This is a genomic window from Halovenus amylolytica, from assembly GCA_004015825.1.
In the GTDB taxonomy this organism is placed as follows: domain Archaea; phylum Halobacteriota; class Halobacteria; order Halobacteriales; family Haloarculaceae; genus Halovenus; species Halovenus amylolytica.
On record SAYS01000018.1, the window covers coordinates 1 to 13853 of the forward strand.

Sequence of the window (13853 nt, forward strand, 5' to 3'; positions counted from 1 at the left end):
AATCCACCACCGAAACCTAGCCACACTCGTTACAGAGTGGTTGCGTAGGTCGGCGCTCCGCGTGGATGGAAGCATGGGCGAGAGCTCGTGTGGACCGCGTGGTGACGAAAATCCTGGTCGTAGTAGCAGCGAAAGTCGGGTTAGAATCCTGACGGCCGAAAGGGCAAGGGTTCCTCGGCACTGTTCGTCAACCGAGGGTTAGCCGGTCCTAAGTCGTACCGCAACTCGAATACGACAAAAGGGAAACTGGTTAATATTCCAGTGCCACAGTGCACTCAACGCCAACGCTCTGGGGTCGACCAAGCCGGGCACTCGCCCGGCCGAACTGTCCAAATCCGTGGAAGCCGTAACGGCACGAAGCGGACGAACGGCAGGATAGCGAAAGTTGGTTCAACCTAGAGCCCGTGAAAAGGCAAGCACTGTGTCCGTACCGAGAACCGACACAGGTGCCCATGGCGGCGAAAGCCTAGGCCTGTCGGGTACAACCGACGTTAGGGAATTCGGCAAGTTAGTCCCGTACCTTCGGAAGAAGGGATGCCTGCTCAGGAAATGAGCAGGTCACAGTGACTCGGACGCTCCGACTGTCTAATAACAACATAGGTGACCGCAAATCCGCAAGGACTCGTACGGTCACTGAATCCTGCCCAGTGCGGGTATCTGAACACCTCGTACAAGAGGACGAAGGACCCGTCAACGGCGGGGGTAACTATGACCCTCTTAAGGTAGCGTAGTACCTTGTCGCTTCAGTAGCGACTCGCATGAATGGATTAACGAGAGCGTCACTGTCCCAACGTTGGGCCCGGTGAACCGTACTTTCCAGTGCGGAGTCTGGAGACCCCCAAGGGGAAGCGAAGACCCTATGGAGCTTTACTGCAGGCTGTCGCTGAGACGTGGTCGCTGATGTGCAGTGTAGGTAGGAGCCGTTACCGAGGCCCACGCGCTAGCGTGGCGCCCAGGCGCCCATGAAACACTACCCGTCAGTGACTGCGACTCTCACTCCGGGAGGAGGACACCGGTAGCCGGGCAGTTTGACTGGGGCGGTACGCGCTTGAAAAGATATCGAGCGCGCCCCAAGGCCATCTCATCCGAGTCGGAGACTCGGAGAAGAGCGCAAGAGCATAAGATGGCTTGACAGTGTTCTTCCCAACGAGGAACGCTGACGCGAAAGCGTGGTCTAGCGAACTTTTGCGCCCGCTCGATGCGGGCCAAAAATGACAGAAAAGCTACCTTAGGGATAACAGAGTCGTCACTCGCAAGAGCACATATCGACCGAGTGGCTTGCTACCTCGATGTCGGTTCCCTCCATCCTGCCCGTGCAGAAGCGGGCAAGGGTGAGGTTGTTCGCCTATTAAAGGAGGTCGTGAGCTGGGTTTAGACCGTCGTGAGACAGGTCGGCTGCTATCTATTGGGGGTGTTATGGTGTCTGACGGGAACGACCGTATAGTACGAGAGGAACTACGGTTGGTGGCCACTGGTGTATCAGTTGTTCGAGAGAGCATTGCTGAGAAGCTACGCCACACGGGGTAAGAGCTGAACGCATCTAAGCTCGAAACCCACCTGGAAAAGAGACACCGTTGAGGTTACTCGTCAAAGACGAGATCGATAGACTCGGGATGTACGCGTCGAGGCAACGAGACGTTCAGTCCACGAGCACTAATCAACCGAAGCTATTCCAATCATCTGGACACACTGGCCCGTTGAAACGGGTCCAGGCGTAAACTGGATTGCACGTACACAAAGTCGGCACACCGACACCGGTATCGGGCACTGTCCCGATCGTGGTTCGAATCCGCGAGTCGGCGTTAAGGCGGCCATAGCGGCGGGGTTCACACCCGTACCCATCCCGAACACGGAAGTTAAGCCCGCCAGCGTTCCAGTCAGTACTGGAGTACGAGAGTCTCTGGGAAATCTGGTTCGCCGCCTCCCATTCATACTGCGACCCACTCGGGTCGCCTCATCAACCCTCGACCAGTCACAACGCTGGTCGGGGGTTTTTTGTATTTCGTGCACAGCACCAGCTGACGCCACGAGCGTCGGCCGAGTATGCTTCGGAGCAGTCGGACAGGCAGCGAGTCTAACGTGTGTCCTCGTCGTCGATCGCGGCGGTGCTCCGAGAACAATACTGGCCAGAGCCGTGTGATTCTGCTCGGGATTCCTGCCACACCAGCAATTTCATATAGCGGTATACAATTTACTACGAGAACGAGGCAGCGACGAGTGAGAGACAGATCTATGCGGAAGCACTGCACTCGGGCAGGAAATCAGGCGATCAGGAACAACAGTCTTCGACGAGCTGGATCACCTCGGGGCCGTCACGGCGTTCGACGACGACGAGCAGCGCCTCCTCGGTGAAGCCAGCCGCGTGGACAGAAACCGACGCAGCGACACAGCGGCCGATGACACGATGAAACAGTTCGAGCGAGACAGCCCCGGTCGCGAGCACGCCAGTCAGCGACCCCGCACCGGAAGCGAGGGCAGTCTCGCCGACCGAGAGCAGGGGATCGGCGTCCTCGGTCGGTCCGAGCCCACTCTCCATCGTGACGCGCGTCTCGCCGGTCGGCAAGTCGTAGTCGAGTCGTTCGCCATAGCGCCGGAGTGCTGCCGCGACAGCTTCCTCGTCACCGATATCGAGAAACCGTGCTGCGGCAGTGTAGTTGAGCACGCCGGCCCGGAGTGCGTCGTAGACGAACGGGTGCGAGCGGGCCGCCTCGCGTGCCTGTTCGGCAATCGTCATACTGGATATCAGACCGTGGATCGATTAAAACTGCTCGCCACTGTCGGTGACCGTCCGAACTGCGAGAACTGGTCGGGAAGTCAGGTTCGAACGCGACAGCGGAGTACTGGAGCCTGTATGCGGCCAGAGTACGATCGAGAGGTGGGAACTGCCATCTGTCCTATATGTATCTGATACGTACCAGTCCGATGAGTGTTATGTTACGGCAAACGAAGCCACTAAACCCCCTTCGACCCAGATATGAGCCATGCCAGACGCACTCGTCATCGCCGCGCACGGCTCACATCTCAACCCGAGTTCCAGCGCGCCGGCGTTCGACCACGCCGACCGCATCCGCGAAACAGGTGCTTTCGACGAGGTGCGCGAGACCTTCTGGAAGGAAGAGCCCGCATTCCGGGAGGTGCTCAGAACTGTCGACGCCGAGGAGGTGTACGTCGTTCCGCTGTTTATCAGCGAGGGCTACTTTACCGAGGAGATCATCCCCCGGGAACTGCGCCTCGACGGGTGGAACACCGACAGCTGGGACTCAGACGGGACCAGCGCGACGACAGCGACACTGACGGCCGCAGATACAGGCCAGACGATCCAGTACTGTGGCCCGGTCGGCAGCCACGACGCGATGAGTGACGTGATCGTCCAGCGAGCGAAATCTGTCACCGGCGATCCGGACGTCGGCGAGGGGTTCGGCCTGGCGGTCGTCGGCCACGGCACCAAGCGAAACGAGAACTCGGCGAAAGCCATCGAGTACCACGCCGACCGCATCCGCGGGATGGATCGGTTCGACGAAGTACAGGCGCTGTTCATGGACGAAGACCCCGAGATCGATGACGTCACCGGGTTTTTCGACGTGTCGGATATCGTCGTCGTCCCCCTGTTTATCGCCGACGGCTACCACACACAGGAGGATATTCCGGAGGATATGGGACTGACCGACGACTACCGGGAGGGCTACGAGCTGCCCGAACGCGTCGACGGCCACGACATCTGGTACGCCGGTGCGGTGGGGACCGAACCACTGCTGGCCGACGTGGTGCTCGAACGCACAGTGGAGGCGGGTGCCGACGTACGTGGAGCCATCGAGCAGGTTCGTAACAGGACACGAATGGCCGTCGAGATGGACGATTGACAGTATAGCGGCGGACAATCGAACAGTTCTGCGGCAGTATCGCCGGGAATCGGCTGATTTTTCCGGCGGCTTCCCTACGGAGACTGTATGACCTCGGAGTACGTCGACGCGCTGGTCGAAACCGCGTCCGATGGTATCTCGTTCGATGGTCTCCGTGTCGCAGGCGACGGTGAGTACACGTTCGAGACGCCGGCCGTCGAACTCACAGAGTTGTCGGAGGCTGCGCTGCGCGACGTTGCGGCTGGCTCACCCTACGTGACGAACTGGTATTTCTGGCACGCCCAGACACCCCAGAAAGACGACCGCTGGGCGTTTCTGCGCCGGGTCGAGGATGCACCACTGGAGTCAGAAACAGACTCGATCCACGACCGGTACGAGGCGCTCGACGACGGCGTGACCACGACCTGGGGACAGCTAGAGATTACAGTCACGCTCGGAACGGCCGGACAGCGGGAGTACAGCCTCTCACACGTCGCGGACGGCGCCGACAGTGAGTTACACAGCTACGACGAGTCGCTGCAGGCCCGCGAGCTCGCACGGCTGGACGACGACGGGCGATACCGGCCGCTGAAAACCGCCCCGACGCTGGGTACTGGCTGGGAGTTTTCCGGACTCGGCCCGGAGGCGCTCGTCGAAGCAGTCGGGTTCTTCTATCCGGCGACGATCACGAACTGGCACCGCGAGCAGAACGGAAACCTGGACGTGAGCCACTGGACGGAGACGATGGAACGCCAGAGCGGGATCTACCAGGTCGTTACAACCTGGGACCGCGGCGAGGGACACGAACACGTCGAGTGGGTCGCCGAAAGCTGCTGTACAGACTCGCAGTGTCTCAAACGCCGCGAGTGGCAGTACGACGAGGAGAGAGAACTGGAGACACACGGCGGCGACGGCGTGTTTCCCTGTCGGGAACCGTGCTCGCTGGTCATCTCGGCGGCACGCAAGTTCACGAAACTCGACGCCGAACCGACCCACAGCTACGAGTTCGAGCTGACACCAAGCGAAAAAGAGCAGCTAGAGGGACTCATCGATGCGGTGGCGGAGGGCCGGGTCGGCGAGATCCGGGAGGCAGACATCGGTAAAGATGCAAACCGGTACCGGACACGGTTTCTCCGGGCGCGGCGGTTCGACGAGGACAGCCAGCTCTGCGGTGTGCCGACCGAAGAGGAGTGACCGTCGGGGTATTTTCACGCTCCTAGCGAGCTGATACTGGTGACTATACATTCGTAAAGAGATTCCACCGGCGGCGACGGAATCGCAAGCATTCCGCCAGGTGTAGCAAAAAATATAACTATATCAACATCTCCGGCGGAAGGTGTCGTTGAAGGAGATGTACGTGTCGTTGACGTTGAACCTATTGAAGACTGATATTCGGCTCTGTTCATCATATGCTCTTTTGTGAGAAGAGTTGATTTGGCCAGAGTTCTCTCGTTGGACAATTACATCACAGGCTGTCGTGATCGACTGATTAAGTTCGAAAAGCACACATTGACCTCCTCCCCCGCGTTCACGCGGAGGAGGATGTCAATGCACCGGAACGACCTGTTCGATCCACGCCCTGGTTCGTGACGGGGACGTCTCTGCGATCTCGGCCAGTTCCTGTGGGTTGTAGTCGGCGAGTTCTCGCGGTGTCTCGATTCCTGCATCCGCGAGTCTGCCGGCGTAGGTCGGCCCGATGCCGCGGAGTGCTGTGAGCTGCTCGGCAGATCCTTCGGATACTGGTGGTGTTACCGCGTCGGCGTCGCGCTCGGCGTACCACTCGGCGACCTCGGGCCAGAGCTTCGCGTGGGCTTTCGAGGAGACGGAGATGCCGATGTGCCCCGCCGGAAATTCGATAAGTTTCGTATCCTCGCTGCCGACCGTCTCGTTGAACGGCTTACTCGACTCGGCGGGGACGATATGGTCGTACTCGCCGACGATCTGGAGGACTGGTACTTCGATCTCCGAGAGGTCGATCCGCTGGCCGGCCATCGTGAACTCGTTTCGGGCGAGTGCGTTGTCCTTGTACAGTTCGTTGATGAACTCGCGGAAGGCCTCGCCGGCCACGTCGACGCCGTCCCAGATCCACTGCTCCATCCGCGAGAAGTTGGCGACGAAATCACCGTCCTCGATGTTGTCGTACAGCCTGACGTATTTCCCGATGTACTGGTCGATCGGGTCCATCATCGAAAACTCGAAGGCGAGCAACTCCGCGGGGATGTTCCCGAGCGTCTCGACAGCCAGATCGGCGTCGTAGTGGCCAGCCCACCGCTCCAGTATCCCGCATTTTCCCTCGAAGGCGACAGGTGTCGCCATCAGGCTGAGTGTCCGGACTCGCTCCTGGAACAGTGCGGTGTACATGATCGACATGCTCCCGCCCATGCAGTAGCCGAGCAGGTGAACGTCGTCGACACCAGCGTCCTCGCAGACGACGTCAACACAGTTATCGATATACCGACAGACGTAGTCTTCGAGTCCGAGTGCGCGGTCAAGCCGTGAGGGTTCCCCCCAGTTGACGAGATACACCTCGAAGCCGGCTTCCAGCAGGCGCTGGATGACGCTCCGGTCGGGCTGTAGATCGAGGATGTAGGGTCGGTTGACCAGCGCGTAGACGATGAAAATCGGCGTCTCGTGTTCGACCGTCTCCGGGCTGTACCGGTGGAGTTCGAGTTTGTTCTCCTCGTAGATGATCTCACTGGGGGTCTCGCCGACATCGGCTGTCAGCAGTGTCTCCAGTTGCTCGATCCCCGCGTCAGTCTTCTCGATGAGTTCCGCCGCAATCTCCAGGGCCTGTGTCTGTGCGTCGATCGACACTGTGGCGGCGTCGGGGTTCATCCCTGCATCCACCCTGTTTGGTGGAGTGCGACCCGGGACTGTCGGCCAGAAACAGACGTGTACCGTGTCGACCGGGTGCCCGCTTCGGATTTCCGGCCAGCAGTCTGGGTTTCGCCTCCCGTCATACGAGGTGATTCGACAGACAGCCAAATAGTCCCTATGACCGAGGCCCGAGAAAGATGTGCATAAAGAGTCGATTCGGGGAATTGCTATCGTGATTATTGGTTTATTGCCCAGCCAGTGACCAGTGGAGTGATAACTCTATAATAGATTCAGAAGTCCCGAAAGAGACTGAAAACGAGATTTGGGTTATAAGAGGACTTCGTAGCGATGGTAGCAGAAATGCCACGACGACCAAGACATCCTCCCGCCCAAACGATTATCGCCCTCGGGGCAGGCATACCAGTATGACACAGGCTGCAGATCTCATCCTGACGAACGGCCGGGTGTACACACCCGACAGCAGGGGAGAGCACCCGGACGACCCGCTGGCGGAGAGTCCGGAAGCCGTCGCCGTCCGGGACGGTGAGATAATCCGGATCGGCCCGAGCAACGAAGTCACGTTTCTCGAAGGAGTCGAGACAACCGTCGTGGATCTGGACGGACGCGTCCTCCTCCCCGGGTTCGTCGACGCACACACCCACCTCGACGTGCTCGGCCAGCAACAGGAGGAGGCCGACCTCTCGGGCTGTAACTCCCCGGAGGCGTGTCTGGACCGCCTCGACGACCGCCGGGCGGAGACAGAAGAGTGGGTCATCGGCTTCGGCTACGACGAGAGCCGCTGGGGCGGCTCGTATCTCACTCGTGACCAGCTCGACGGCGTGAGCGGAGACCGGCCGGTCGTCGCCTTCCGCGAGGATCTCCACGTCGCATCGGTCAACAGCGTGGTGCTCGACCGCCACGCCGACGCGATGCCGCCGGCAGACGTCGAGACGGTCGATGGCGAGCGAACCGGCGTCCTCGTCGAGGAAGCACTCACCGTCCTGCGCGACCGGCTCAGACCCGAGCCCGACCGGATGCGGGAGTATCTGCTTGCAGCCCAGGAGTACGCCCACAGCCACGGTGTGACGGCCGTCCACGATATGGTCCGCCACTCCCACGCACCGCGTGTCTACCGCGAACTCGATTCGGCCGGCGAACTCACACTCCGGGTCCGACTCAACTACTGGGCCGACCACCTCGACGCCGTCGTCGAAACCGGGCTGCAGACGAACCACGGCAGCGACCGCGTCGAGATGGGTGCGATCAAGACCTACGCCGACGGGAGTATCGGTGGCCGGACCGCACGGCTCTCGGAGCCATACGTCGACGGCGAGGGCCAGGGCGAGTGGGTCACACCGCCGGAAGGGCTGGCCGATCTCGCCGGCGAGGTCGACAGCGCCGGCCTGCAGTTCGCCGCCCACGCCATCGGTGACGAGGCCATCGAGACTGTCCTGAAGAGTCTCGAACCGACAGACGGCGAGCGCCACCGGATCGAACACGTCGAGGTTCTCACCGACTCGCTGATCGACCGGCTGGCAAAAAGCGAACACGTCGTCTCGGCGCAGCCGAACTTCCTGAAGTGGGCCCGAGAGGACGGGCTGTACGACCAGCGACTCGGCGACCGGCGGCGACGCCAGACCAATCAGTTCGGCAGGCTCGCAGACCGCGGCGTTCGCCTCGCCCTCGGCAGTGACTGTATGCCGCTCGATCCCCTCTTCGGGATCGAGCAGACCGTCACTGCACCGGAGCCAACACAGCGTCTCGACGTGAGTCAGGCAATCGACGCCTACACCATGGGCGGGGCCTACGCCGGCTTCGCCGAGGACCGACTGGGCTCGATCGAACGGGGGAAACGGGGCGATTTCGTCGCGCTCGACGACTCGCCCTGGGAGACGGCTGCTATCGGCGAACTCGGTGTCGATCTCACGGTCGTCGACGGCGGAATCGTCTTCGACAGTCGGTGACCTCCGTCGGGTGAGAACGACAGACGAACTCCCCACTCCTTCTTATATCAGGAACATATATTGCGTGTATGCTCGAACCGCTGGTCATCGCCTACGTGGGCGACGAGCACCGAGGGCTCGACCTGATTCAGGCGCTCGACCAGCGGCTCCGGCGCCCGGTTCACCTGCTGACGACGGATGCAGCGGAGCTCGACGGGCTGCTGACGGAGACAGTCGTCGACGCCGTCGTCTGCGGGATGATCGAGAGTGACGGGCTCCAGACGGTCGTCGACGCCGTCGGGGCTCACGATCCGGAGATTCCGGTCTGTGATCTGAGCGGCTACGTCGCCGTCGTCCCCGAGGCAGTCTCGCTGTACAAGATCTATCCTGGGGAGAGTCGCAGCGAGGCAGTAGATACACTCGTTGGGAACGTTCTCGGGTCGTCGACGCGGAGAGAGACCCACGAACCACGGACACTCGGCCAGTATCTGGCACTCGACAGCGAGTGGATCGTGACCGACTGGGATCCCCGGCTCGCATCCTGGACCGGTGCCACACCGGAGCAGGCTGTCGGGTCGTCACTGTGGGAACTGCTGCCGTCGTGGGAAGACGCCGAGATCGGGCGACTCTGTCACACAGTGGCCGACGACAGGGAGAGTCAGACGACAGCTGTCTACCACGACCCCGTCTCCCGGTGGTTCGATCTGCGTGTCATCCCGCTCGAAGCCGGCGGCATCGAGTGTTTTTTCCGGGACGTGACCGACCACCGGGAGTCCGAGCTGGGCGGGGCGACCTTCGAGAACATGCTCGAACGGATCACCGACGCCTTCTTCGCGCTGGACAACGAGGATCGGTTCGTCCTGCTCAACAGCGACGCCGAGCAGATTCTGGACGTCGACGCCGAAGCTGTCACCGGCGTACGGTTCTGGGACGCGTTCCCCGCCGCGATGAGTTCGCGCTTTTACCGGGAGTTCACCGAGGCGATGCAGAGCCAGGAGCCGACGAGTTTCGAGGAGCGGTACCGGCCCCGCGACCAGTGGTTCGAGGTCAACGCCTACCCCTCCGAGGACGGCCTCTCGGTCTTTCTACGGGATATTACAGAGCAGGTCGAACTCCAGCAGAAGCTCGAATCGCTCCACGGCATCACCCGGGAGCTGATCGTCGCGGGGTCGGATGCCGAGATCGCGTCGGGGACGATCGACGCGGCAGAAGACGTCCTCGGATTCTCCCTCGTCGCACTCTGGCGGTACAACGACGCCACCGACCGGCTCGATCCGCTTGCCTGGTCCGACGGTATCGACGACCGGGTCGGGGAGCTGGAGCCGCTGGGTCGGGACAGCGAGTTCATCTGGGAGGTGTACGAGACCGACGACTCCCGGCTACTCGGCTCTGTCCCGGCCACGACACCGACGTCGCACCACCCCGGCAACGTCACCTCGGAGTTGCTCGTGCCGATCGGTGACTACGGCGTTCTCGGTGCCTACGCCGACGAGTGTGATGCGTTCGACGAGACTGACGCCGACCTGCTCCGCCTGCTCGCGAGCACCGTCGAGTCGGCCTTCGCGCGGACGCTGCGAGAACGCCAGCTCGCACAGCGCAACGAGCGGCTCAACGACTTCGCGAGTGTCGTCAGCCACGATCTGCGCAACCCGCTCAACGTGGCCTCTGCACACACCGAACTGGCCCGTGGGACCGACGATGTCGATCCACACCTCGACAAGATCGACGACTCGCTAACACGGATGGAGGATCTCATCGAGGATCTACTGGCACGGGCACGCGGCGATCAGGATCTCGACCGCGAGCCGCTCTCGGTCGCAAAAAGTGCCCGCGAGGCCTGGTCAGGCGTCGAGACTGACGGGGCGAGCCTCGAAATCGAGACAGACGCCAGCCTCGACGCCGACCCAGACAGACTCCAGCAACTGTTCGAGAACCTGGTCCGCAACAGCATCGAACACGGCGGTCAGGGCGTTACTATCCGCGTCGGGACCGCCGAAAACGGCTTTTTCGTCGCCGACGACGGGGCGGGCATCCCCGAAGACAAACGCGACGAGATCTTCGAGCAGGGCGTCACACACTCCGATTCGGGCACCGGCTACGGGCTCGCGATCGTGACCGACATCGTCGACGGCCACGGCTGGTCGATCGCCGTCGACGAGAGTCAGTACGGCGGCGCACGGTTCGACATCAAAAACATCCGCTCGCTCACCGATCCACGGGAAGTACGGTCCTGAATCGCTGTTTTCGGCCGAGTTCGAACGTCTACGTCGCCTGTAGTGGCACGGCTGTCTGAAGGGGGAGCCCACTAATAAACCAGTGAGCGCTATATAGAACGCCGGCGTGAGGTGTTTCTGCGTCGAAGATCGCGTAGACAACGTATTTTGTTGGTGCGTCGGCGATTCGCCACGTTCAACCCCCTGTCTCCCCAACGAGAGGGTATGGGAAAGAAGGATATGTACTACAACAAGGCCAAACAGCAGGGCTATCGTGCCCGGTCGGCCTACAAACTCCAGCAGTTAGACGAGACGACGGGGCTGCTCGGCGAGGGGAACACCGTCGTCGACCTGGGTGCGGCACCCGGCGGCTGGCTGCAGGTCGCCGCCGAGCGTGTCGGCCCGAACGGAACGGTCGTCGGCGTCGACCGCCAGAACATCAGTGATCTCGACGATCCCGAGGCGACTGTCGAGTACATCCGTGGCGACATCACGGAGGAGCGCACCATCGAGTTGATCCGGGAGACACTCGGCGTCGAGGACGGGGAGACGCCCGTCGACGTGGTCGTCTCGGATATGGCACCGAACATGAGCGGCGAGTACGATCTGGACCACGCTCGATCTGTGCATCTCGCACGACAGGCGTTCGAACTCGCCACCGAAGTGCTCGACGCCGGCGGCGATCTCGCTGTCAAGGTGTTCGACGGTCGTGATCTGACGACGCTCGAAGCCGACATCGACGAGGAGTTCGAGTACGTCCGCCAGGTGCGCCCGGACGCCTCGCGAGACTCCTCCTCTGAACTGTATCTCGTCGCCAAGAACCGCCTGACGGGGCCGGTTCGGCCGGGCGACGAACTCACCGTCGAGATCGAAGACGTCGGCGACGAGGGTGACGGTATCGCGAAAGTCGACGGCTTCACCGTCTTCGTCTCGGGTGCGAGCGAGGGTGAGACAGTCGACGTCGTCGTCGACGAGGTGAAACCACGCTTTGCCTTCGCCGACCCACAATAATGCCCGAGACGGGGAAGATCGACCGGTCGTTTTTCGAGGAGTACATCGCATCCAGACTGGGAGCGGCACGGTCCGATATCGCGAAAGGACCCAAACACGGCGTCGACTTCGGGGTTATCGAGGCCGGTGCGCACGCCGTCGCGGTCGCGACCGACCCGATCTCGATGCTCCCGGCGATCGGACTCGAACGCGCCGGCCGTTTCGCGACAGATATCGTGCTCGCAGACGTGGCCGTCTCCGGACTCACACCGACACACCTCGCCGTCTCGTTTTCGCTCCCGCCGGAGCTGTCCGACGAGGAGTTCGCACAGTTCTGGCGTGGTGTCGACGAAGAGTGTTCGGAACTCGGCGTCGGAATCGTGACCGGTCACACTGCACGGTACGAGGGCTGTCAGCTCCCCTGGGTCGGCCACGGTACCGCACTCGCAGTCGGCGATCCGGAACAGTTGCTGTATCCGGACGGAGCCAGCCCCGGTGATCGGGTACTCGTCACGAAGGGGCCGGCAGTCGAATCGGTCGGGCTGCTGACGACGCTGTTTCCCGACCAGATCGATCTCCCGGAAGAGCAGCTGGCGACAGCACAGGCACGCCTCGACGAGACCGACTCCGTCCGTGATGCGCGTGCTGTCGCCGAAGCCGGCGGTGTGACGGCGATGCACGACGCGACGGAGGGCGGTCTGCTCGGGGCCTTTCACGAGATGGCCGACAGTGCGGGTGTCCAGTTCAGTATCGATTCGTCGTCGATCCCAGTCCGCCCTGGCGTCGCTGACGCCTGCGAGCGTCTGGGGATGGACCCCTGGCGGGCGACGACCGCCGGGACACTCGTCGTGACTGTCGATCCCGACAGTGTGGGAGCTGTCGTCACGGCGCTCGAAGACCGGGGGACAGCCGTCGGTGTCGCCGGACGAGTCGAGGCTGGCAACGGTGTCGTCTTCGATGGCGAGCGAACGTCGCCCCCTGCTGGGGACGCCTCCTGGCCGGTGTACGAACGGCTGCTCGATGACTCGTGAAGGCCTCTGTGAACCGTGCTCCGGTCGGCGTCGACAATGTGAGTGATAATAGACAATTACCGGGAAATACGAGGAACGTATCACGTCCGATGGGGCCGCTTCGAGAGTGTCGAACATGATTCTCGATAGAGAAGAATAGCACTGTTTTTCACCGTACAGGGTGACAGGGTATGCATGAGTCAGGTTGCTGACGAGCTGACGGCATCGATCGAAACAGATCTGTTGATTACGGTTTCCGGGCCGCCGGGCTGTGGTGCGACGACGCTGTGTCGGCGGCTCTCGGAGGCGATCGACTGTCCGTACATCTCCGGGGGAGATATCTTTCGGGAGGTCGCCGAGAAACACGACCTCACACTCACACAGCTCACAGCGAAGGCCCAGGAGTCCGACGAGTTCGACCGTGCGCTCGACAAACGCATCCGTACGATCGGGGAAAAGTGGGGCAACTCGGAGAAACCCTGCATCATCGAATCCCGTCTCGCCGGCTGGCTGGCCGGCAACCACGCCGACCTCCGGATCCGGCTCGATGCGCCGACCGAGATCCGGAAAGAACGCGTCAGCGGTCGCGAGGAGACGGTCGCAGAGATGCAGGTCCGGGAGGTCGGTGAGGCACAGCGGTACGACAACTACTACGAGATCGATGTCGAGGATCGAGAGCTGTACGACATCCAGCTGAATACGGCACGCTGGAGCAAACAGGGCGTGTTCGAGATTATCCGTGCAGCGATCGAGCAGTACGACGAAAATGAGGACGAAGGTGCGTTCGAAACGCCCGAGATCCCCCTCTGAATTCCCCTACAGTTCCACGACGCCGATCTCCAGTTCGTCCGCACAGATCGGACAATCGAACCGCTGTTCGAACTCCTTGCAGTGACTGTGAACCGCCTTCCCACAGGTGCCACAGATCGTCGTTTCGTCATCGCGGATTGTTTCCTGACAGGTTGTACAGCGCTTGTTTATGAGCATTAATGATCCCCCCTGTATGTAACTAGACTGAATTTAACTGGAATAAATGTTTTC

General features: G+C 61.5%; 11 protein-coding genes and 2 rRNA genes. 9 read left to right on the forward strand and 4 right to left on the reverse strand.

What is annotated here, in order from left to right; genetic code table 11:
- A 23S ribosomal RNA gene (locus tag EOW68_RS18840) occupies positions 1 to 1677 on the forward strand; the annotation flags it as partial.
- Between the two features lie 126 nt (positions 1678 to 1803).
- Positions 1804 to 1926 (forward strand): 5S ribosomal RNA (gene rrf, locus EOW68_RS14025).
- A gap of 343 nt (positions 1927 to 2269) precedes the next feature.
- Here the strand turns inward: rrf and EOW68_RS14030 are convergent.
- Positions 2270 to 2734 carry a DUF7523 family protein gene (locus EOW68_RS14030; RefSeq protein WP_128225792.1) on the reverse strand — a complete coding sequence of 155 codons (465 nt, stop codon included), beginning with the start codon at positions 2732 to 2734 and terminating at the stop codon, positions 2270 to 2272.
- Between the two features lie 247 nt (positions 2735 to 2981).
- Here EOW68_RS14030 and EOW68_RS14035 point away from each other — a divergent pair, with 247 nt between their 5' ends.
- Together EOW68_RS14035 and EOW68_RS14040 are read left to right on the forward strand one after the other, a co-directional pair.
- Positions 2982 to 3860: a CbiX/SirB N-terminal domain-containing protein gene (locus EOW68_RS14035; RefSeq protein WP_128225793.1), complete on the forward strand. Its 879-nt coding sequence runs from the start codon at positions 2982 to 2984 to the stop codon at positions 3858 to 3860.
- 87 nt (positions 3861 to 3947) lie between these two features.
- Positions 3948 to 5033 (forward strand): DR2241 family protein, encoded by a 1086-nt coding sequence (locus tag EOW68_RS14040; protein WP_128225794.1) that lies wholly within the window; start codon positions 3948 to 3950, stop codon positions 5031 to 5033.
- A gap of 351 nt (positions 5034 to 5384) precedes the next feature.
- On the opposite strand, the gene phaC is transcribed toward EOW68_RS14040, so the two are convergent.
- A complete protein-coding gene (gene phaC / locus EOW68_RS14045; RefSeq protein ID WP_128225795.1) occupies positions 5385 to 6674 on the reverse strand; it encodes a class III poly(R)-hydroxyalkanoic acid synthase subunit PhaC in 1290 nt (429 codons plus the stop codon).
- On the reverse strand, positions 6671 to 6799 hold the full coding sequence (locus EOW68_RS18845) for a hypothetical protein (protein ID WP_431358943.1): 129 nt from the start codon (positions 6797 to 6799) through the stop codon (positions 6671 to 6673). Before EOW68_RS18845 ends, phaC begins: the two co-directional genes overlap by 4 nt.
- A gap of 282 nt (positions 6800 to 7081) precedes the next feature.
- Here EOW68_RS18845 and EOW68_RS14050 point away from each other — a divergent pair, with 282 nt between their 5' ends.
- The 5 genes from EOW68_RS14050 (at position 7082) to cmk (ending at position 13622) form a co-directional block, all read left to right on the forward strand.
- The gene (locus EOW68_RS14050; RefSeq protein ID WP_128225796.1) at positions 7082 to 8620 is read left to right on the forward strand and encodes an amidohydrolase; all 1539 of its coding nucleotides are present in this window, start codon (positions 7082 to 7084) and stop codon (positions 8618 to 8620) included.
- Positions 8621 to 8688: 68 nt separating this feature from the next.
- Complete coding sequence (locus tag EOW68_RS14055) at positions 8689 to 10833, forward strand: sensor histidine kinase (protein WP_128225797.1); 2145 nt, start codon at positions 8689 to 8691, stop codon at positions 10831 to 10833.
- Between the two features lie 204 nt (positions 10834 to 11037).
- On the forward strand, positions 11038 to 11823 hold the full coding sequence (locus EOW68_RS14060; RefSeq protein WP_128225798.1) for an RlmE family RNA methyltransferase: 786 nt from the start codon (positions 11038 to 11040) through the stop codon (positions 11821 to 11823).
- Complete coding sequence (locus EOW68_RS14065) at positions 11823 to 12833, forward strand: AIR synthase family protein (RefSeq protein ID WP_128225799.1); 1011 nt, start codon at positions 11823 to 11825, stop codon at positions 12831 to 12833. Before EOW68_RS14060 ends, EOW68_RS14065 begins: the two co-directional genes overlap by 1 nt.
- A 174-nt stretch (positions 12834 to 13007) precedes the next feature.
- Positions 13008 to 13622, forward strand: coding sequence for a (d)CMP kinase (gene cmk / locus EOW68_RS14070; RefSeq protein WP_128225800.1), 615 nt, complete (start codon positions 13008 to 13010; stop codon positions 13620 to 13622).
- Positions 13623 to 13628: 6 nt separating this feature from the next.
- On the opposite strand, the gene EOW68_RS18850 is transcribed toward cmk, so the two are convergent.
- Positions 13629 to 13799 carry a hypothetical protein gene (locus EOW68_RS18850; protein WP_431358944.1) on the reverse strand — a complete coding sequence of 57 codons (171 nt, stop codon included), beginning with the start codon at positions 13797 to 13799 and terminating at the stop codon, positions 13629 to 13631.
- Positions 13800 to 13853 lie beyond the last annotated feature (54 nt).